The organism is Microbacterium sp. KR10-403 (assembly GCF_040196215.1).
Taxonomy (GTDB): domain Bacteria; phylum Actinomycetota; class Actinomycetes; order Actinomycetales; family Microbacteriaceae; genus Microbacterium.
Genome location: NZ_JBEGDC010000008.1, coordinates 186,900 through 205,744, shown reverse-complemented (window position 1 = coordinate 205,744; position 18,845 = coordinate 186,900). Strand labels below are relative to the sequence as shown.

The 18,845-nt window shown below is 70.8% G+C and carries 16 protein-coding genes; 9 read left to right on the top strand and 7 right to left on the bottom strand.

Annotated features, from left to right (window positions below):
• Positions 1 to 21: 21 nt before the first annotated feature.
• On the bottom strand, positions 22 to 1,647 hold the full coding sequence (locus ABMQ42_RS17995; protein ID WP_349724406.1) for an MDR family MFS transporter: 1,626 nt from the start codon (positions 1,645 to 1,647) through the stop codon (positions 22 to 24).
• On the bottom strand, positions 1,644 to 2,369 hold the full coding sequence (locus ABMQ42_RS17990) for a TetR/AcrR family transcriptional regulator (protein WP_349724405.1): 726 nt from the start codon (positions 2,367 to 2,369) through the stop codon (positions 1,644 to 1,646). The genes ABMQ42_RS17995 and ABMQ42_RS17990 overlap by 4 nt, the downstream gene beginning before the upstream one ends.
• A 195-nt stretch (positions 2,370 to 2,564) precedes the next feature.
• Between ABMQ42_RS17990 and ABMQ42_RS17985 the strand changes: the two genes are divergently transcribed.
• The 7 genes from ABMQ42_RS17985 (at position 2,565) to ABMQ42_RS17955 (ending at position 11,703) form a co-directional block, all read left to right on the top strand.
• Complete coding sequence (locus ABMQ42_RS17985; protein ID WP_349724404.1) at positions 2,565 to 3,275, top strand: GTP pyrophosphokinase; 711 nt, start codon at positions 2,565 to 2,567, stop codon at positions 3,273 to 3,275.
• A gap of 145 nt (positions 3,276 to 3,420) precedes the next feature.
• A complete protein-coding gene (locus ABMQ42_RS17980) occupies positions 3,421 to 3,909 on the top strand; it encodes a glutaminase (protein ID WP_349724403.1) in 489 nt (162 codons plus the stop codon).
• Positions 3,910 to 3,989: 80 nt separating this feature from the next.
• Positions 3,990 to 6,155 (top strand): glycogen debranching protein GlgX, encoded by a 2,166-nt coding sequence (gene glgX, locus ABMQ42_RS17975; protein WP_349724402.1) that lies wholly within the window; start codon positions 3,990 to 3,992, stop codon positions 6,153 to 6,155.
• A 156-nt stretch (positions 6,156 to 6,311) separates the two neighbouring features.
• The gene (locus tag ABMQ42_RS17970; protein WP_349724400.1) at positions 6,312 to 6,932 is read left to right on the top strand and encodes an RNA polymerase sigma factor; all 621 of its coding nucleotides are present in this window, start codon (positions 6,312 to 6,314) and stop codon (positions 6,930 to 6,932) included.
• Positions 6,922 to 7,386 carry a hypothetical protein gene (locus ABMQ42_RS17965; protein WP_349724399.1) on the top strand — a complete coding sequence of 155 codons (465 nt, stop codon included), beginning with the start codon at positions 6,922 to 6,924 and terminating at the stop codon, positions 7,384 to 7,386. The genes ABMQ42_RS17970 and ABMQ42_RS17965 overlap by 11 nt, the downstream gene beginning before the upstream one ends.
• A gap of 36 nt (positions 7,387 to 7,422) precedes the next feature.
• On the top strand, positions 7,423 to 9,894 hold the full coding sequence (locus tag ABMQ42_RS17960; RefSeq protein WP_349724397.1) for a CHAT domain-containing protein: 2,472 nt from the start codon (positions 7,423 to 7,425) through the stop codon (positions 9,892 to 9,894).
• Between the two features lie 243 nt (positions 9,895 to 10,137).
• The gene (locus tag ABMQ42_RS17955; RefSeq protein WP_349724395.1) at positions 10,138 to 11,703 is read left to right on the top strand and encodes a S8 family peptidase; all 1,566 of its coding nucleotides are present in this window, start codon (positions 10,138 to 10,140) and stop codon (positions 11,701 to 11,703) included.
• Between the two features lie 7 nt (positions 11,704 to 11,710).
• Here the strand turns inward: ABMQ42_RS17955 and ABMQ42_RS17950 are convergent, their stop codons facing one another.
• Positions 11,711 to 12,463, bottom strand: coding sequence for a LysR substrate-binding domain-containing protein (locus ABMQ42_RS17950; protein ID WP_349724394.1), 753 nt, complete (start codon positions 12,461 to 12,463; stop codon positions 11,711 to 11,713).
• Positions 12,464 to 12,561: 98 nt separating this feature from the next.
• On the opposite strand from ABMQ42_RS17950, the gene ABMQ42_RS17945 reads away from it, so the two are divergent.
• Entirely contained in the window at positions 12,562 to 13,440 is an 879-nt protein-coding gene (locus ABMQ42_RS17945) for an ABC transporter ATP-binding protein (RefSeq protein ID WP_502884766.1), read from the top strand.
• On the top strand, positions 13,437 to 14,819 hold the full coding sequence (locus tag ABMQ42_RS17940; RefSeq protein WP_349724393.1) for an FtsX-like permease family protein: 1,383 nt from the start codon (positions 13,437 to 13,439) through the stop codon (positions 14,817 to 14,819). Before ABMQ42_RS17945 ends, ABMQ42_RS17940 begins: the two co-directional genes overlap by 4 nt.
• Positions 14,820 to 15,328: 509 nt before the next feature.
• Here the strand turns inward: ABMQ42_RS17940 and ABMQ42_RS17935 are convergent.
• From ABMQ42_RS17935 to ABMQ42_RS17920, 4 genes are read right to left on the bottom strand one after another with little or no spacing between them, the layout of a single operon-like run.
• Complete coding sequence (locus tag ABMQ42_RS17935; protein ID WP_502884765.1) at positions 15,329 to 15,754, bottom strand: transferase; 426 nt, start codon at positions 15,752 to 15,754, stop codon at positions 15,329 to 15,331.
• Positions 15,755 to 15,791: 37 nt separating this feature from the next.
• Positions 15,792 to 17,570, bottom strand: coding sequence for an MFS transporter (locus tag ABMQ42_RS17930; protein WP_349724392.1), 1,779 nt, complete (start codon positions 17,568 to 17,570; stop codon positions 15,792 to 15,794).
• Positions 17,567 to 18,157: a TetR/AcrR family transcriptional regulator gene (locus ABMQ42_RS17925; protein WP_349724391.1), complete on the bottom strand. Its 591-nt coding sequence runs from the start codon at positions 18,155 to 18,157 to the stop codon at positions 17,567 to 17,569. Before ABMQ42_RS17925 ends, ABMQ42_RS17930 begins: the two co-directional genes overlap by 4 nt.
• Positions 18,158 to 18,217: 60 nt before the next feature.
• Positions 18,218 to 18,580, bottom strand: a complete 363-nt coding sequence (locus tag ABMQ42_RS17920) for an SPW repeat protein (protein ID WP_349724390.1) — start codon at positions 18,578 to 18,580, stop codon at positions 18,218 to 18,220.
• Between the last annotated feature and the right edge of the window lie 265 nt (positions 18,581 to 18,845).

Below are 18,845 nucleotides of genomic sequence, written 5' to 3'. Positions count from 1 at the left end.
GGCCCGCGGCATCCCGCCCCGTCACTCCTTCTCGAGGACCGTGATCGCGCCGGTCGTGGCCGCCACCGCGTTCGAGCCGTCGATCTCAAGGCTCTCGGCGGTGACGTCGCCGCGCTCGATGGTCTTCTTCAGCGGCTCTTCCTTGACGAAGCACACGAGCACCGTGGCGATGAGCACGAGCGGCAGGATGTACAGGAAGATCGGCGTCAGCGCGTCGTTGTACGCACCCACCACGATGTCGCGAATCGCATCGGGCAGCTTGTGCACGAGCTCGGGCGTGAGGCTGTTCGTCCCGCCGGTCTGGCCGCCGGCGCCGGCGGGCATCCGGTCGGCGAGCAGATCGATCAGACGCGTCGTGAACAGGCTGCCGACGATCGCCGAGCCCAGCGATGCGCCGATCTGGCGGAAGTAGTTGTTCGTCGACGTCGCGACGCCCACCTCGGAGTTCGGGAACGTGTTCTGCACGACCAGGACGAAGATCTGCATGCACAGGCCGAGTCCGAGACCCATGACCGCGAGGTACGCGCACATCTGCCAGACCGGCAGGTCGCTGGTCATGGTCGACAGCAGCACCATGCCGCCCGCGGTCACCAGGGTGCCGGCGATCGGCGCCCACTTGTACCGGCCGGTGCGGGTCACGAGCGCGCCCGAGACGATCGAGGCGATCAGCACGGTGCCCATCATCGGGATCATCAGCAGACCCGACTGCGTCGCATTGGCGCCGGTGACCATCTGCAGGTACGTCGGGATGTACGCGAGCGTGCCGAACATCGCCACGCCGATCGCCAGGCCGGCGGCCGTCATCAGGTTGAAGTTCAGCTTGCGGAACAGGTGCATGGGCATGACCGGCTCCTTCACCTTCAGCTCGACGAACACGAAGGCGATGGCGGTGACGGCGGTGCCGATGATGAGCCAGATGATCTGCGGCGAGTCCCACGCATAGCCGTTGGGTGCATCGTGACCGCCCCACGTGCTGATCAGGACGATGCCGGTGGATGCCAGGGCCAGAAGCGCGATCCCGAACACATCGAGCCGCATCTTCCGCTTCGAATGCGCCGGCAGGTGCAGGAAGAAGGCCGCGGCCAGGATGGCGAGGATGCCGAGCGGGATGTTCATCCACAGTCCCCAGCGCCATCCGATGACGTCGGTGAACCATCCGCCCAGCAGCGGGCCCGCGACCGACGAGATCGCGAACACGCCGCCCATGATGCCCATGTACTTGCCGCGCTCGCGGGCGGGGACGACGTCGGCGATGATCGCCTGCGACAGGATCATGAGGCCGCCGCCGCCGATGCCCTGCACGCCGCGGCCGATGATGAGCCAGGTCATGTCCTGTGCCCAGCCGCCGATGATCGACCCGATGATGAACACCGCGATCGCGCCGATGAAGATGCCCTTGCGGCCGATGAGGTCGCCGAGCTTGCCGTAGACCGGCAGCATGATCGTCGAGGCGAGGATGTAGATCGTGATGACCCAGCTCATCTCATTGACCCCGTGCAGGTCGCCGACGATGGTGGGCAGGGCGGTGGAGAAGATGGTCTGGTCGAGCGATGCCAGCAGCATCGTGACCATGAGGCCCGCGAACACCAAGAGGATGTTGCGGGTGTGATGCGGCTCGGTGGCCGCTTCGGGTTCTGTCGTGCTCATCGCAGTCTTTCGATCGTGTCGCGCAGCATCGCCGCGGCGCGGATGCGCAGTTCGGCGGCTGATTCGTCGGTGGTCAGGTCCGCCCGCTCTCGGGTGAGATCGAGCATGGTGGAGCGCAGAGCCGCTCCGCACATCATGAGGAGGATCTCCGCCGGCCCGTTCGAGGCGGGCAGGCCGAATTCGTCGGTCGACGCGGCCGCCGGCCCCGTCGAGCGGGGGGTGTCGGAGGCGCCGGGGGTTCCGGTGCGGGCTGCCGCGGCATCCACCCCCGTCCCGTCGGCGCGCGCGACCAGCTGCGCCACGCCGTCGGTCAGGGGTGCGAGCATGCGTCCCAGGTGCAGGAAGTGCCGCTGCAGGAGTGCCGGATACGAGTGGATGACGCGGTGCCGCCGATCGCGGACGTCGGGGTCGAGCCCCGGCCCGTCGCTCACGCGCACGAGCAGGTCGAGGACCTGCTCGGGCAGGGGGCCGTCGGGCACCTCGTCGACGACCTCGGCCACCGTGCGGCGGGTGTCGTCTTCGGGACGCAGGCCGAGCACGGCGTCTTCTTTGCTGTCGAAGTAGTTGAAGAAGGTGCGCGGCGAGACGTCGGCGCGCTCACTGATCGCGTCGATCGTGAGCGCGTCGAGGCCGCGGTCGTCGACGATGTCGACGGCCGCCTTCTCGATGCGGCGACGCGTGTCGGCGCGCTTGCGCTCGCGCAGTCCGGGAGTTTCTGGCACCGGACGATTGTCACGCCGCCACCACTCATTGCACAAATGCAAGATTGCATTCATGCATGATTCCCAGCTTGGGGCCGCGGCGCGCGGAATCGCCGCGGGCCGGGTGGTGCCGGGCGCTCCGCAGCGCGCCTGCCCGTGGCATCCCCTCACCCGATGCTGACCTGACTGTCAGACACCCGCCGTACGGTGAGTGCTATGCAGACCCCGTCTGATCTCGATGAGCCCGTGGAAGTCTCGCCCTCGCAGCTGCGGTCGGTGCGCGATGAGTTGCAGAGGTTCCTGCTGCCGTACCGTTTCGGGCTGCAGGAGGTCTCGACGAAGATCGACATCCTGCGCGACGAGTTCCAGTACATGCACGACTACAACCCGATCGAGCACGTGTCGAGTCGCGTGAAGTCGCCCGACAGCCTGGTCGAGAAGCTCGCCCGCAAGGGCATCGAGCCCGACTTCGAGAGCATCCGGTCGCGCATCACCGACATCGCCGGCATCCGCATCACCACGAGCTTCACCGCCGACGCCTACCGGCTCTTCGACCTGCTGACCGCGCAGGCCGACATCTCGGTGCGGCGGGTCAAGGACTACATCGCCCACCCCAAGCCCAACGGATACAAGAGCCTGCACGCGATCATCGAGGTGCCGGTCTTCCTGTCGACGGGGACGCTGAGCGTGCCGGTCGAGGTGCAGTTCCGCACGATCGCGATGGACTTCTGGGCCAGCCTCGAGCACAAGATCTACTACAAGTACGCATCGCAGGTGCCGCCCGAGCTGCTGGTGGAGCTGAAGGACGCCGCGGACTCGGCCGCCCTCCTCGACGCCCGCATGGAGCGCCTGCACCAGGAGCTGCACGGCGGCCAGAAGCAGCTCGAGGCTCCGCAGGCCGGCAGCGACCGCGTCATCACCGTCTGAGGAGCCGGCGCGGGCCGTGTTGTTCGCGCGCGCTGTTCAGAACTCATCAAGACCGTGTGCGCGTGGAGCCGCAGGGCACCGATATGCGCCGCAAGGGCGCAGAGTTGCGGAGTTCTGAACCCTGCGGCGCGGATACCCTGGCGTGATGGACCTCGCCGCGCTGCTGGATGACGCTCGGCAGCGGCTCACGGGCACCCCGCAGGAGCGCCTGGGCGAGATCGTGCAGCCGCGCCGGGTGCTCGGGGTGGCCCGGGCTCCCCGCATCGTGCCGCGCGTGGGCGCCTGGCACCTGGGCGTGCTGCTGCTGGCCGACGATGCGCTGTACGCGACGGGCGAGATCGTGCGCGCCCGCGAGGAGGTGCGGCGCGGCTTCACTGCCGAGTCGCAGCGCGAGCGCGACGCGCTGGCCGGCGCTGCGTTCCGCGGCGGATACGCCCCCGGCGAGGTCGTGCACATCGGCTGGGCGCCGATCGACCTCGCGGCGATCGCGCGGGGCGAGGCGTCGGGACCGGTGCGCGTCGTGGAGGGGATGCCGCGGGTGCGCTGGAGTCGCGCCGGCGGCGAGAGCGACCTGGCCGCCTATCTCGACGAGCGGGTCGAGCTGCTGCGGCATCCCGCCCCCGGCGCCACCTGACCCGCCTCGCGCCACCTGGCCGCGGAGGGGATCGATAGGCGGCCCGCGGTAACGTTGACCGGGTCAAGGAGGGGGAGCCTGTGGACACCTGGCCCGGAACGGCCTACCCGCTGGGAGCGACGTACGACGGCAACGGCACGAACTTCGCCCTCTTCAGCGAGGGGGCGCAGCGCGTCGAGCTGTGTCTGTTCGACGACGCCGGTGCCGAGGTGCGCGTCGAGCTCATCGACGTCGACGGCTACGTCTGGCACACCTATCTGCCACAGGTCGGGCCCGGCCAGCGCTACGGCTACCGCGTGCACGGCGAGTACGACCCGGCGAAGGGCGCGCGGTTCAATCCGGCCAAGCTGCTGATCGACCCGTACGCGAAGGCCGTCGAGGGGCAGATCATCGACGACCCGGCGTTGAACGGCGGCGACCCCGACGATCCGACCGCGCCCGACGGGCGCGACTCGGCCGCCCTCACCATGACCTGTGTGGTCATCAACCCGTACTTCGACTGGCAGGGCGACCGCTCCCCGCGCACCCCCTACGCCGACACCCTCATCTACGAGGCCCACGTGAAGGGCCTGACCGAGCGGCATCCCGACGTCCCCGACGAGATCCGCGGCACCTACAGCGGCATCGCGCACCCGGCGATCATCGCGCACCTGCAGAAGATCGGCGTCACCGCGATCGAGCTGATGCCCGTGCACCAGTTCACCGCGCCCAGTGCCGCCGACGACCGCTCGAACTACTGGGGCTACAACACCATCGCGTTCCTCGCGCCGCACAACGGCTACTCGTCGACCGGTCAGCGCGGGCAGCAGGTGCAGGAGTTCAAGGCCATGGTGCGCGCGCTGCACGCGGCGGGCATCGAGGTGATCCTCGACGTGGTCTACAACCACACCGCCGAGGGCAACGAGAACGGGCCCACCCTCAGCATGCGCGGCATCGACAACCGCGCCTATTACAAGCTCGACGAGAAGGACCCGTCGAAGTACACCGACTACACCGGCACCGGCAACAGCCTGAACGTCAGCCACCCGCACACGCTGCAGCTGATCATGGACTCGCTGCGCTACTGGGTGCTCGAGATGCACGTCGACGGCTTCCGCTTCGACCTGGCCTCCACGCTCGCGCGCGAGTTCTACGAGGTCGACCGGCTGTCGGCGTTCTTCGACATCGTGCAGCAGGACCCGGTGATCTCGCAGGTCAAGCTCATCGCCGAGCCGTGGGACGTCGGGCCCGGCGGATACCAGGTCGGCAACTTCCCGCCGCTGTGGACCGAGTGGAACGGGCAGTTTCGCGACACCGTCCGCGACTTCTGGCGCGGCGAGCCGCAGGCCCTCGGCGAGTTCGCGTCGCGGCTGACCGGGTCGAGCGACCTGTACGCCCACTCGGGGCGCCGGCCCGTGGCATCCATCAACTTCGTCACGGCCCATGACGGGTTCACCTTGAGCGACCTGGTCTCGTACAACGAGAAGCACAACGAGGCCAACGGCGAAGACAATCGCGACGGCACGAACGACAACCGCTCGTGGAACTGCGGCGTCGAGGGCCCGACCGACGACGCCGAGGTGCTGGCGATGCGCGCGCGCCAGCAGCGCAACTTCATCGCGACGCTGCTGCTCAGCCAGGGCGTGCCGATGCTCTCGCACGGCGACGAGCTGGGCCGCACGCAGCACGGCAACAACAACGCCTACAACCAGGACAACGAGCTGACCTGGGTGGACTGGGACGCCGCGGACCGGCCCCTCATCGAGTTCACGTCGAGGCTCGCGCGGCTGCGGCGCGAGCACCGGACCTTCCGTCGCGGGCGCTTCTTCGACGGCCGGCCGATCCGTCGTGACGAGGGCGGCCCGGTGCCCGACATCGCCTGGCTGCGCCCCGACGGCACGCAGATGCAGCCCGAGGACTGGGAGTCGGGCTTCGGGCGCGCGATCGGCGTCTTCCTCAACGGGGACGGGATCAGAGAGCGGGATGCCCGGGGCCGCGCCATCCACGATCGGCACTTCATCGTGCTGTTCAATGCGGGCGACGAGGCGATCGACTTCTCGATCCCGAAGGTGAAGGCGAGTCCGAGCTGGGACCTGCTCGTCGAGACCGGCGCGCACGGCAACGGCGCACATCCGGTCGAGCCGGGCGGCACCGTCACGCTGCAGGCGCGGGCGCTCGCCGTGCTCGGCGCGCACAGCGACGAGACCGCCGACGTCGACCACTCGGCCGCCGCCTCGGTGGCGCAGGCGACGGACGCGTCGCGCTGACGTCCGCCCGTGTGACTCCCCGGCGAGCACACGGGAGGGGATGCCGCCTGACGCGCCGCACCGCGGCATCCTGCATCCCGTCGGAAAACCCCCGCGGACGCCATGTATCAGCGGCCCGCCTTCCTTCCTCTGCCGGATGTGGCCACAATTGTCGATGTGACATCTCTTGACGAACCGGCGACCGGCGATCCGCCGGCCGGCGGCGAGCCGCCGCGCTGGGAGCGCGCCGGCACCCTCTTCGCGCAGTGGCGCGAGGGCGATACGCGCGCGATGGACGAGCTCGTGCGGCTGATGACGCCGACGCTCTGGCACGTCGTGCGGGCGTACGGGGTGGATGCCGCGCTCGCCGAAGACGTCGTGCAGACCACGTGGCTGACGCTGGTGCGCCGGCACGAGACGATCGCCGATCCGCGCGCGGTGTCGGGGTGGCTCACGACCTGTGCGCGCCGCGAGGCATGGCGTGCCGGCAAAGCGCAGCGCCGCGCCGATGTCACCGAGACCGAGGAGCTCGAACCGCAACTGCCGTCGGCCGAGTCGGCCGAGGCGTCCGCCACCCGCAGCGACGCGTCGCAGCGGCTGTGGACCGCGGTCGAACAGCTCGCCGAGCGCTGCCGGCGCCTGCTGCGGGTCATCGCGTTCGACGACCGGCCCGACTACGCGCGCATCGCGAAGGACATGGCGATGCCCATCGGATCGATCGGCCCGACCCGGCAGCGCTGCCTCGCCAAGCTCCGCGCGCTGCTCGGAGACGAGGGGGTGACGGCATATGGAGACTGACGACTTCGCCGCCGACGCCGCGCTGTTCGCGCAGCTGCGCGCCGCGTGGCAAGAGCGCGACCCGCTGCCCGCCGGGCTCATCGACCGCATGGTCGCGGCGGTCGCGGTCGAAGACCTCAGCCGCGAGTACGCGCTGCTGACCCTCGTCGAGGGCGAGTACGCCGAGGTGCGCGGCGAGAGCGACACCTCGACGCTGCAGTTCAGCGACGGCAAGACCAGCGTGCTGCTGCACGTGACCGCGCTGGAGGGCGGTGAGCACCGCATCGACGGATGGGTGGATGCCGCGGCCCACGAGGTGCGGCTGGTGCAGGGCGAGCGCGAGCAGAAGAGCAAGGTCGGCGAGCACGGCCGGTTCGCGTTCGACGGGGTGCGCACGGGGCTCACCCGCGTGCGGCTGGCGATCACGCGCGACGAAGAGGCGAGCTGGTTCCAGACCCCGCAGTTCGAGATCTGAGTTCCGGCCGGTCAGAGGCTGCGCCAAGATGGGAGCGTGACTCCGACCGCAGCAGTGCTGCACCGTCGCGCCGTCGAGCAGTGCAACGACGGACGCTTCGCGCTGGCCGGGCGCACCCTGCAGCGGGCGGCGGCCCGCACCGATGACATCGACCTGCAGGCGCGGATCAAGGGCACGCAGGCGGTCGTCCTGCAGCGCACGGGGCAGCCTGCCGAGGCGGAGGCGCTGTGCCGCCAGGCGCTGTCGACGAGCGGACTGGCCGAGTCGACGCGCGCCGTGCTGCTGGGACAGCTGGGGCTCCTCGCGCTGGGCGCCGGACGGCTGCACGATGCGGAGCGCGACCTGTCCGCGGCGATCGCCCGCCTCTCCGACGACCCGGTCGCCGAGGCGCGAACGCGCATGAACCGGAGCGTCACCCGCCTGCAGCGGCGGGACGCCGCCGGAGCCGCGGCCGACCTCGAACGGGCGGCCGAGATCTTCGCCGACATGGGGCTCACCGTCGACGAGGGACAGGCCCAGCACAACCGGGCCTACGTCGCGCTGCTGCAAGGCGATCTCGTGGCGGCGCTGCGCGGCATGCAGGAGGCGCGACCCCGCGCGGTGACCTCGGCGGTCGCCGGTGCCGTGTGCGACATGGACCAGGCGGAGGTGATGCGCGACGCCGGTCTGACGCGCGAGGCCGAGCGGGCGCTGACCGCGGCGGCCGCGGTGTTCGGCGCGCAGCGCATGCCGCAGTCCCGCGGTGAGGCGGAGTTCCAGCTCGCGTCGTCGCAGCTGCTGCACGACCCGCGCGCGGCGGCGCGCACCGCCGCGGCGGCCGAGCGCCGCTTCACCGCGCTCGGCAACACGGCGTGGGCGACGCGGGCGACCGCCGTGCGGATGCGCGCCGGTCTCAGCGGCGGCAGCGTGCAACGCGGCGGCGGACGGCTCTCCGACCCGCGGCGGGTGCCGGCGGCCGAAGACGTCGAGTCGACGGCATCCCTCCTCGACCAGGTGGGCTTCCCCGCAGAAGCGGCGGCACTGCGGCTGACTTTGGCGGTGTGGCAGGCACGCCATCGCCGAGCCGACGGCGTCGGGACGATCCGCGTGCCGCGGCGCGCTCCCATCCGTGTGCAGCTGCTGGCATATGAGGCGCGCGTGGCCCGTGCATCGGCACGCCGCCGGTACGCCGAGGCCCGCCGGGCCGCCGCCGAGGGGCTCGACGTGCTGACCGGATGGCGTCGCTCGTTCGGAAGCCTCGATCTGCAGACCTCGATCGCGATGCACGGGAGCGATCTGGTCTTCGCCGGGCTCGCGAGCGCCGTGCACACGGGGCGCGCCGACATCGTCTTCGAGTGGTCGGAGCGTGCACGGCAGCTCAGCCAGCAGGTCGTGCCGTTGCGCCCTCCGCACGATCCGGAGCTGGCCGCCGACCTTGCGGAGCTCCGGATGCTGCGCGCCGATGACCCGGACGGCGTGGACACGCCGCGCGTCGCACGGCTGCGCGAACGGGCCCGCTCGCGGCAATGGACGCAGACGGCGGCAGGGGTCGCGTGGGAGCGTCAGACCCTCGAGGGCTTCGTCGGCGCCCTCGACCGGAACACGGCGCTGATCAGCTTCGTGTACACCGGTGACGCGCTGACGGCGCTCGTGGTGACGGACCAGGAGCAGAGGGTCGTGCCTCTTCCCCGGGCGCCGGGAGGGCGCGCACTGCTCCCGGGACTGCGCGCGGACCTCGACATGGTCGCCACCGTGCGCACCGGCCCGCTCGCCGAGGTCGTGCGACGGTCACTCGACGCACGGCTCACCGCGCTGTCGGAGGTGCTGCTCGATCCTCCGCTGCGTGTCGCCGGTGACCGACGGATCGTCATCACCGCGCCGGGCATCCTCGCGGGGATCCCGTGGGCGATGCTCCCCGGTGTGAGGGGACGCGCATTCACCCTGGCACGGTCTGCGACGCAGTGGGCCGAGCGGCGCAGCGAGCCGTATGCGGCCGCTGCGGCGGGCTTCGGCGTCGGCCCCCGTGTCGCCCGCGGTGACGAGGAGGTGCGGGCGGCCGCAGACGCCTGGGCATCGTCGACGGTGCTGCAGGGGGATGCCGCGTCCGTCGACGCCGTCACCTCCCTCGCCGCGCGCGTCGATGTGCTGCATGTCGCGGCACACGGCAGGCACGCGGTCGACAACGCGCTGTTCTCCGGACTCGAACTGTCCGACGGCACGCTGTTCGGCTACGACATCGATCGCATCGACCACGTTCCCGACGTCATCGTGCTCTCCGCCTGTGAAGGCGGACGGTCATCGGTCCGCTGGGGAGAGGAAGCGGTCGGCATGGCCCGCATCTGGCTGTCGGCGGGTGCCCGCTGCGTGATCGCCACGCCCGTCGTCGTCGCCGACGACGACGCCTGCGAGCTGCTCGGCACGCTGCACGGCGAACTCGCTGCAGGACGGGCGCCGGCCGAGGCGCTGGCCGCGGCATCCACCCGCACCGGTCTGGTCACCCCGTTCCAGACGCACGGCACCGGATTCTGAACTCGGACGTATCAGCACCAGATGAGGCCGCTCTAACAGTGTGGGACGTTCGCAGCGCCGAGGGTCATCAGACTGGGGAGTCGACCCCGACGGCGGTGCGCTGCGGCGGAGATGCGCGGACTGGGGACGCCATCGCCGAGCCCAACGGGAAGGATGCCGGAGGATCCGACATCCTTCCCGTGTGCTCGGAGGGCGATAAAGTTCGAGATCACAGCGCGGGAGCGCACGGGCGAGGAGGCCATCATGGCGGTGCAGGACGGCAGCGACGGACGGGTCGGGAAGAGCGGCGCCGGGTGGCGTGAGCGCGAGGACATGATCAAGCCGCTCGGCGTGGTCCTGCAGCCGGACGCCCGCTTCGATCCGGGCGACATCTACCCGACCGTGTACATCCCCGATCGCATCCTGATCGATGGAGAGCGGGATGCCGTCGAAGTGGCGAATGCGCTCAACGAGACGTTCCGCACGGCGGGGTGGCGTTTCTCGCCGTCTCGGATCGTCACCATCGAACCCGAGGAGGGGGCCCGCGCCGAGGAGGTGGCCACGGCCAGCCTCCTGCACATCACGGGCGAGGGTGCGGCCGCCGGCTCATCGCCGGACGCGTGGGCGATCCTGCGATCCGCGCGTCGCGAGAACGTCGACCTCACCGGCGTCGGACTCGACCATCTGCTCACGGTCTCCCCGATCGGGATGAATCCGTTCACCTCCACGAACCCGTTCACCTCGACGAACCCGTTCACGTCGACGAACCCGTTCACCTCGACCAACCCGTTCACGTCGACGAACCCGTTCGGCTCGACGAATCCGGCGTCGGCCGGGCTCGGTGCATACGCGCTGCCGGGTTTCGGTGGACGCCAGGTCGTGAACTGGATCGGTGCCCAGCCGCACCGCGACCGGCGGCGGAGGAAGGAGCGCCCCGTCGTCATGATCATCGACACCGGATGCGCGAAGCACCCGTGGTTCGAAGGCGACGTCGTGCAGACCCACGTCGAGGTCGACGGAGAGCCGATCGGGCTCGACGACCCCGCCACCTCGCCGGATCTGCATCCGGACCTCGTGGGGCCGCTCGACGGCGAGATCGATCCGGTGTCGGGGCACGGCACCTTCCTGGCCGGCATCGTGCATCAGCTCTGCCCGGACGCCGACATCCTCGCACCGCGCATCGCCGACAGCCTCGGCCGGGTCGCCGAGTCGGATCTGATGGCCGCGCTCGAGAAGGTGGCCAAGCTGGTGCGCATGCACCGGAGAAACCCGAAGACCGGACGGCGGATCGACGTGCTGAACCTGTCGCTCGGCTACTATCACGAGACTCCGGACGATGTGCTCTACAGCGATGGCCTGCGGAAGGTCCTGATGAAGATCGCGCGGTGCGGTACGACGATCGTCTGCAGCGCCGGCAACGACGCGACCGACCGGCCGATGTTCCCCGCCGCGTTCCCCGATGAGGACGGCGCCGCGCCCCTGGTGTCGGTGGGGGCGAAGAACCCCAGCGGCAAGACCGTCGCGCTCTTCAGCAACACGGCGGATTGGGTGGATCTCTATGCGCCGGGTGTGTCGATCGTCTCGGCCTTCCCGAGCTTCGACGGAGGCGCGCAGGCCATCACCCGTTGCGACGCGCACGGCAAGCAGCGTGAGTCACTCGACCCCGATGATTTCACCGGCGGATTCGCCGTGTGGAGCGGCACCTCGTTCGCTGCGCCGTTCGCCGCCGGCCGGATCGCCGCCGGGATCGACGAGCTGAAGGCGGGGGCGGGGGTCGCGGAGCGCATCGCGCGTGCACACGATGTGATCGCGGAGCTCGGGAAGGAGTAGCCCGGCTTCACCGCGACGAGTTCGCGGTGCGGCCGCGCACGATGCCCACGAACGCGTCGACGAGCTCGGTGGTGCGGTCGGCGTCCCACGCGAGCGCGACCGTCGAGACGGGCCCGCCTCGCAGCGGGCGGTAGGTGACGTCTTTGCGATGGTGCAGCCGCGCCAGCGACATCGGCACGACGAGCACCCCGACGCCCGCGGCGACGGTGGCCACGGCATCCTCCGTCGTCTCGGGCGCGTCGAAGACGGGCTCGACCGTGCCGGGCGCTGCGAAGCGCAGCACGTCGTCGGCCGGGGTGATGAGCACTTCGCCGTCGAGGTCCGACACGTCGAGCTCGTCGGCCGCCGTCAACTCTGAGTCGACGGAGACGACGACGACCGGCACCTCGTCGTAGAGCGCGATGACGTGCAGGCCGCCGCTGTCGATCGGCAGCCGAACGAGCGCGGCGTCGACGCGGGAGAGGGCCGCGCGCTGGTCCGCGAACGGCACCGGCACGAGCTCGAGCGGATTGCGCGGCATCCGCTCCTCCCAGATGCGGATCCACTTGCCCGGCGTCGCGCCCTCGACGGCGCCCAGGCGGAAGGGCCCCGCGGGCGGCGGTGCCGGCGACGGGGACGGTGCGGGCTTTTTCTTGGGCGCGGACTTGGGGGCTGACGTGCCCGCCGGCTTCCTGCCGACAGGCTTCTTGCCGGCCGGCTTCTTGCCCGCCGGCCGTGCCGGTCGCCGCGGCGCGTGCCCGCCCGATCGCCCTTTCGCCATACCGTTCAACCTAGCGTGCGCGCACATCATCCTCCCGACCGATGCGGATACACCCGCCGACGGACGACACCGCGGGCGCCGGCGACGAGGCTGGAACCATGAACACCGATCTGCCCGTCCTGACCGCCATCGGCCTCACCCAGCGCTACGGCGATCTCGTGGCGCTCGACGGCGTCACGGTCACGATCGGCCGCGGCGAGTCCGTCGCCATCATGGGCGCCTCCGGCTCCGGCAAGACCACGCTGCTGCACGCGCTCGCGGCCGTGTCGGCGGTGGATGCCGGATCCATCCGCCTCGTCACGGACCCCGCGTCGCCGCCCCTGGAGCTGGTCGGGATGACCGAGTCGCAGCGGTCGGCCGTGCGCCGCGAGCACGTCGGTTTCGTCTTCCAGGAGCACCTGCTGCTACCCGAGCTGACCGCCCTCGAGAACGCCGCGCTGCCGCTGCTGGTGCTCGGGATGCCGCGGCGCGACGCCGATCGGCGCGCCGCCGCGTGGCTGGCCACGCTGGGCCTCGCCGGCATGGAAGACCGTCGCATCGGCCAGCTCTCCGGCGGACAGGCGCAGCGCGTCGCCATCGCTCGCGCGCAGGTCACCGGCGCTCCGGTCGTCTTCGCCGACGAGCCCACCGGAGCCCTCGACTCGCACACCTCCGACGAGGTCATGACCGCGCTGCTGCACGCCACGACCGGGCAGGGTCGCAGTCTCGTCGTCGTCACGCACGACGCCGGCGTCGCGGCCCGCTGTGACCGCGTGCTGCACATGCGCGACGGACATCTGACGGAGGGGGTGGATGCCGCGGCCGCCGCGCCGGCGCCGGTCGGGGTCGCTGCGCGTGCCCTGGCCGGCATCGCTGCGCCGGTGCCCGCCAGAGCCGCGCCGCACTGGGCGCCGCCGGCGACCGCGCCGCAGTTGCCGGCGCCCGCGGCATCCACTCCCGCGTTCGCCGCGCCGCAGAACAGCGAGGCGTCGCGATGAGCGCCGTGGCCGTGGCATCCACGCCCCGCCGGATCGGGCCGGTGCGGCGCGTGCTCACGCTGACCGCCCTGCTCGCGCGGCCCACGCGCCAGGGGCGCGCGGCGCTCGTGCTGCCGGTCGTCGCTTTCGCGGTCACGACGGCGCTGCTGCTGACGGTCGTGGGCGGCACGCGGATGTTCCTGACCGATCCGCGCGTGACGACCGACTCGGAGTTCGGCTTCCTCTACGGGCAGCTGAGCCTGCTCGCGCTGATCCTGTTGGCGGTACCGGTCGCGACGCTCGGCGCCGCGGCCGCCCGCCTGTCGAGCCGGCGGCGCAACGACCGGCTTGCGACGCTGCGACTGCTGGGCGCGTCGAGCGCTGAGGTGTCGGCGATGACCGTGCTGGAGGCCGGCGCGACCGCGCTGGTCGGTGCGGTCATCGGCGTGGGGCTGTACGGCGCGGTGCTGCCGCTGGTCGGGATGCTGCCGTTCTTCGGCGGCCCGATCGGCGCCGCCGCCGTCTGGACGGGATGGGGCATCGTCGCGCTCGTCGTCGCCGCGCTCACGCTGCTGGCGACCGTGAGCGCCGCGGTCGGCCTACGCAAGGTGCGGCTCACACCGCTCGGCGTGCGGCAGCGCACCGACGCGGCGCCGCGCCGCACGGCGCTGATCGTCGTGGGCGCTCTCGCCGTGGCGCTGATGCTGCTGGTCGTGACGAACGTCAACGCGCTCGGTCAGCTGCTCGGCTCGGTCGCGGCGATCGCGGTGCTGCTGGCGCTGTTCGGGCTGGCGATGCTCGTGATCAACCTGGTCGGTGCACCACTGGTGGCCGCGCGCGGGCGGGCGATGGCGAAGAAGTCGAAGTCGGCCGCGCATCTCATCGCGGGGCGCGAGCTGGCGGCCCACGCCGCGACGGCTTGGCGCCGGGTGTCGGCGATCGCGATGATCGCGTTCATCGCGGTGGTCGGTGGGGCGGGCGTGTCGATCGCGGACCTCGCAGGCGATCAGGCGGGACCGGTGTTCACCGATATCCGTACGGGGGTCATGGTGACGCTGGTGGCAGGGTTCCTGCTGCTGGCGTGCTCGGTCGGCGTCACGCAGGCCGCGTCGGTGCTCGAAGACCGCGAGCTCATCGTCGGGCTCGACCGGCTCGGCATGCCCGAGGCGCAGCTGCGTCGCGCGCGCCGCATGACGGTGCTCGTGCCGCTGCGGTGGGCGGCGCTGGGCGGTGTCGGCGTCGGGCTGGTGCTGAGCTTCCCGCTGGTCGGGATCGCCCTCTTCGTCTCGCCGATCTCTCTGCTCATCGTGGCAGGGGCCTTCGTGCTCGGCTTCGCGCTCGTGCTGCTCGCGCTGGCGGCGGTGCGTCCGCTGTTGACCGCGGTGCGGCGCGGGGCGTAGGGCGGGCCGTGGCACAGGCTGCGGGCCGCGGCATCCCGCCTCATCCTCGCCTCGGGCGAGGGGAATGGACGAGGCGAGGGCCGAATCGCGCGAAAGAGCCCTCGCTTCGGCAGATCTCCTCGCCTCGGGCGAGGGGCGGGGCGTTCCGACTCGGCGGCTGCGCCGCCTCGCTCAACGGCCGGGTTGCGGGGCGGTTCGGCTCGCTGCGCTCGCTCAGGGACCTGGGGAATCGCCCCTTCGGCATATCCCATAGACGTATTGAACTTCCGGTTCACACAGCTTTCGGGGGCTGTGTGAACCGGAAGTTCACTACGGTTTTGAGAAGGTCTCCTGCGACGACGAACCGCGGTGCCGACTCGCCGGCCGCGGCATCCTGCCCCACCCTCGCCTCGGGCGAGGGGATTGGACGACGCGAGGGCCGAATCGCGCGAAAAGGCCCTCGCTCCGGCAGATCTCCTCGCCCCGGGCGAGGGGTGCGGCGTCTCGGCCCGCTGCCCGCGCGCAACGACCTATGCGGCCAGGTGGAAGCCCCGGCGGTCGGTCGCGACGTGCGCGCCGTCTCCGATGACCTCGTCGTCGCCGATCAGCGACGCGGGCGCTACGGCGGCGTGGTCGCCGATGTGCGTGCGCACGCCGATCTTGGCCTTCGCGCCGACGGAGGCGTGCGGGCCGATGTGCGCGTGCGGGGCGATGAAGACGTCGGGTCCGATGACGGCGTCCTCTTCGATCCATGCGCCGCGGCCGACGTGCACGCCCGCGGCGATGTGGACTCCGGGTTCGACATATGCCCCCGCTTCGACGACGGCGCTGGGGTGGACCTTCGCGCCGTGCGCGATCAGGCCGCGGCCGTTGGCGTGCTTGCGGTAGCGCAGCGTCTCGCCCTGGTCGTTCTCGATGTCGACGTAGTTCTTGCCCACGGTGTCCTCCTGCGGCATCCATGATGCCACTTTCTTGGAATAACCCTGGAACAAATCATTCCATTCCCGGCGCAGAAGACGAAATCGGTTCGGGGTACGCGTACTTTCCGCCCCGCAGCGCCGACGCGACGGCCGCCACCACGCACGCGACGATGGCGAACACGAACGCCACCGTGAGCCCGTCGGCGAACGGCCCCGAGATCAGCGAGGGGAAGAAGCCGCGCCCCGTGAGGTACGCGGCGCTGGATGCCGGCAGCTGCGCGATCACGGCGGGCCCGAGCAGCGTCTGCACGGGGTTGTAGCCCAGCAGCGACGCGAACAGCACGCTCACCGGCGGCAGGGCCGCGACCTTCGCGGCGGCCGCGGCCGGTACCCCGTGCGCGACGAGCCCCGACTGCAGCGCCTCGGGCAGCGAGTGGGCGAGCCCGGTGATCATGAGCGAGAAGAAGATGCCGATCGACAGCACCATCGCCGCGTTCTGGAACACCGTGCTCATGCCCGCGCCCACACCGCGCTCGCCGGGCGGCAGGCTGTTCATGATCCCGGCGCGGTTCGGCGACGCGAACACGCCCATGCCGATGCCGTTGAGCAGCAGCGCCGCCGCGAATGGGGGATAGGTGAAATCCACGGGCAGCAGAAGGAGCCAGACGAAGGATGCCGCGGCCACCAGCATCCCGCCCGTCGCGAAAGCCCGTGCGCCGAAGCGGTCCGACAGCCAGCCCGAGACCGGGCCCGCGATGAGGAATCCGACCGTGAGCGGCAGCATGTAGATGCCCGCCCACAGCGGTGTTGACGCGAAGTCGTAGCCGTGCTGCGGCAGCCAGATGCCCTGCAGCCAGATGATGAGCACGAACATCAGCCCGCCGCGGCCGAGCGAGCTGAGCAGTGACGCCAGGTTGCCGGCGGTGAACGCGCGGATGCGGAACAGTGCGAGGTGGAACATGGGTTCTGCGACGCGCGTCTCGATGATGCAGAAGACGATGAGGACGAGGATGCCGCCGCCCATCGCCGACAGGACGGCGGGGTTCGTCCAGCCCATCGTGTGTGCGCCGTAGGGCTGGATGCCGTACGTGATGCCGACGAGGAGCGCGACGAGTCCGACGGCGAACGTGATGTTGCCCCACCAGTCCATGCGGGCGCGGCGGCGCACGCCGGTGTCGTGCAGGCTGATGTACGCCCACACGGTGCCGATGACACCGACCGGCACCGAGACGAGGAACACCAGGCGCCAGTCGATCGGCCCGAGGATGCCGCCGATGATGAGGCCGATGAACGACCCGGCGATGCCGGCGACCTGGTTGAGGCCGAGGGCGAGTCCCCGCTGATGCACCGGGAACGCGTCGGTGATGATCGCGTTCGAGTTCGCGAACAGCATCGCACCGCCCACGCCCTGCAGGATGCGCATGACGATCATCCAGAGGGCGCCCGCGGTGCCCTGCATCCAGGTGACCGAGAGCAGCACCGAGAAGATCGTGAAGATCGCAAAGCCGGCGTTGTACATGCGCACCCGGCCGTACATGTCGCCCAGGCGCCCGAAGCTGACCACGAGCACGGCCGTGACGACCATGTAGCCCATGATCAGCCACAGCATGAGGCTCGTGTTGCCGGGCTCGAGCGGGTTCACGCCGATGCCGCGGAAGATGTCGGGGAGGGCGATCAGCAGAATGGATGCGTTGATCGACGCCATCAGCACGCCCAGGGTCGTGTTCGACAGGGCGATCCAGCGGTAGTGCGGGCTCGCCGTGCGCACGGCGGCGCGACGGGCGCGGGCGGCCGCGCGCGTGCTGAGCGTCGCGCGGCGGGGTGCGGCCGGGCGGGTCTCGCGCACGCTCATGCGCGCACCGGCGCCTGGATGCCTGCGACGAGCAGCCGCGCGATGGCGCGCAGCGTGTCGGATGCGTGCAGCCGCGCGATCGTGTCGGACGCCTCGAGCGGACGCGCCGTGATCGTCGCGGCCCACGCGAACGCGGCCGCCCGCACCGCGTCGCCGTTGACGGGTGCAGGCAGGCTCGCGGTCAGAGCCCGGGTGATGGTGTCGTGCAGCGCGTGCCGATAGCGCGTCAGCGCGCTGCGCACCTCGGGTCGGGTATGGGATTCGTGCCAGATGATCTCGCGCAGCACGTCCGACCCCTCGTGGTCGCGGCGCACGCCGTCGGCGACGTTGACGAGCGTCTGCAGCGGGTCGCCGGCGACCGTCAGCGGCGCGGGGTCGAGCGTGTGCGCGCCGAGGCGCTCGTCGATGAGCGCCGTGAGGATGTCGGGTTTGGTGGCGAAGTAGTAGAACAGCAGGCCTTTGGGCACCTCGGCCGTGCGGGCGATGCGCGCCGTCGACGTGCCGTCGAAGCCGTGCTCGGCGAACAGGGCGGCCGCGGCATCCAGGATCCTCGTCCTGGCCTGCGCGGGGTCGGCCGTCTCTTGCATCTCGGACTCCTTCGGCCGATGGGCGGGGCGACGGTCGCCCGTCGCCCCTTCTGGTGTGCGTCAGGCGTGTGCCGGATGCATGGTGTGATGCGTCTTCTCGGCCGGTGCTAGTGCCCACAGCCCTGCCACGACGCCGACGCCGCCGCAGATCCATGAGGTCCAGGCCGGGCCCATGCTGTGCATGTAGACGCCCATCCACGGCGAGACGAACAGCAGCGCGCCGAAGAGCGCGATGATCCATTCCATCGACACCATGCCGGGGGCGGCCAGGCTCCAGAGTCCGGCGGCGATCATCAGGACGCCGAAGATGATCATCAGCGACATCGACGCGCCCGTGCGGGGCGTCGTCCAGATGCTCGCGAGGGCGGCGTACAGGCCTGCGGCCACGGCCACCCAGTCTTGCCAGCGTGTCCACCTCTTCATTGAACTCATCCTCCTGTGTGGTCAGATGGCTCCCGAATCGGGGGTCAGCGCCCACTATACGCTCTTGATTGACCGGTCGGTCAGGAATTGGTGGGGTTCGGGATGCCGCGGCCTGCGGATCTGGCGCTGTTGCGCATCTTGCGGGTCTGGGCTGCGCAATGGCGACAGATATGGGGTTGGGCGGCGGCTGCGGCATCCACTCTTCTCGGCGGTGAGGGCGGGAGCGCGCAGATCCGGTGTCGGCGGCCGGTGTCAGGATGGGAGG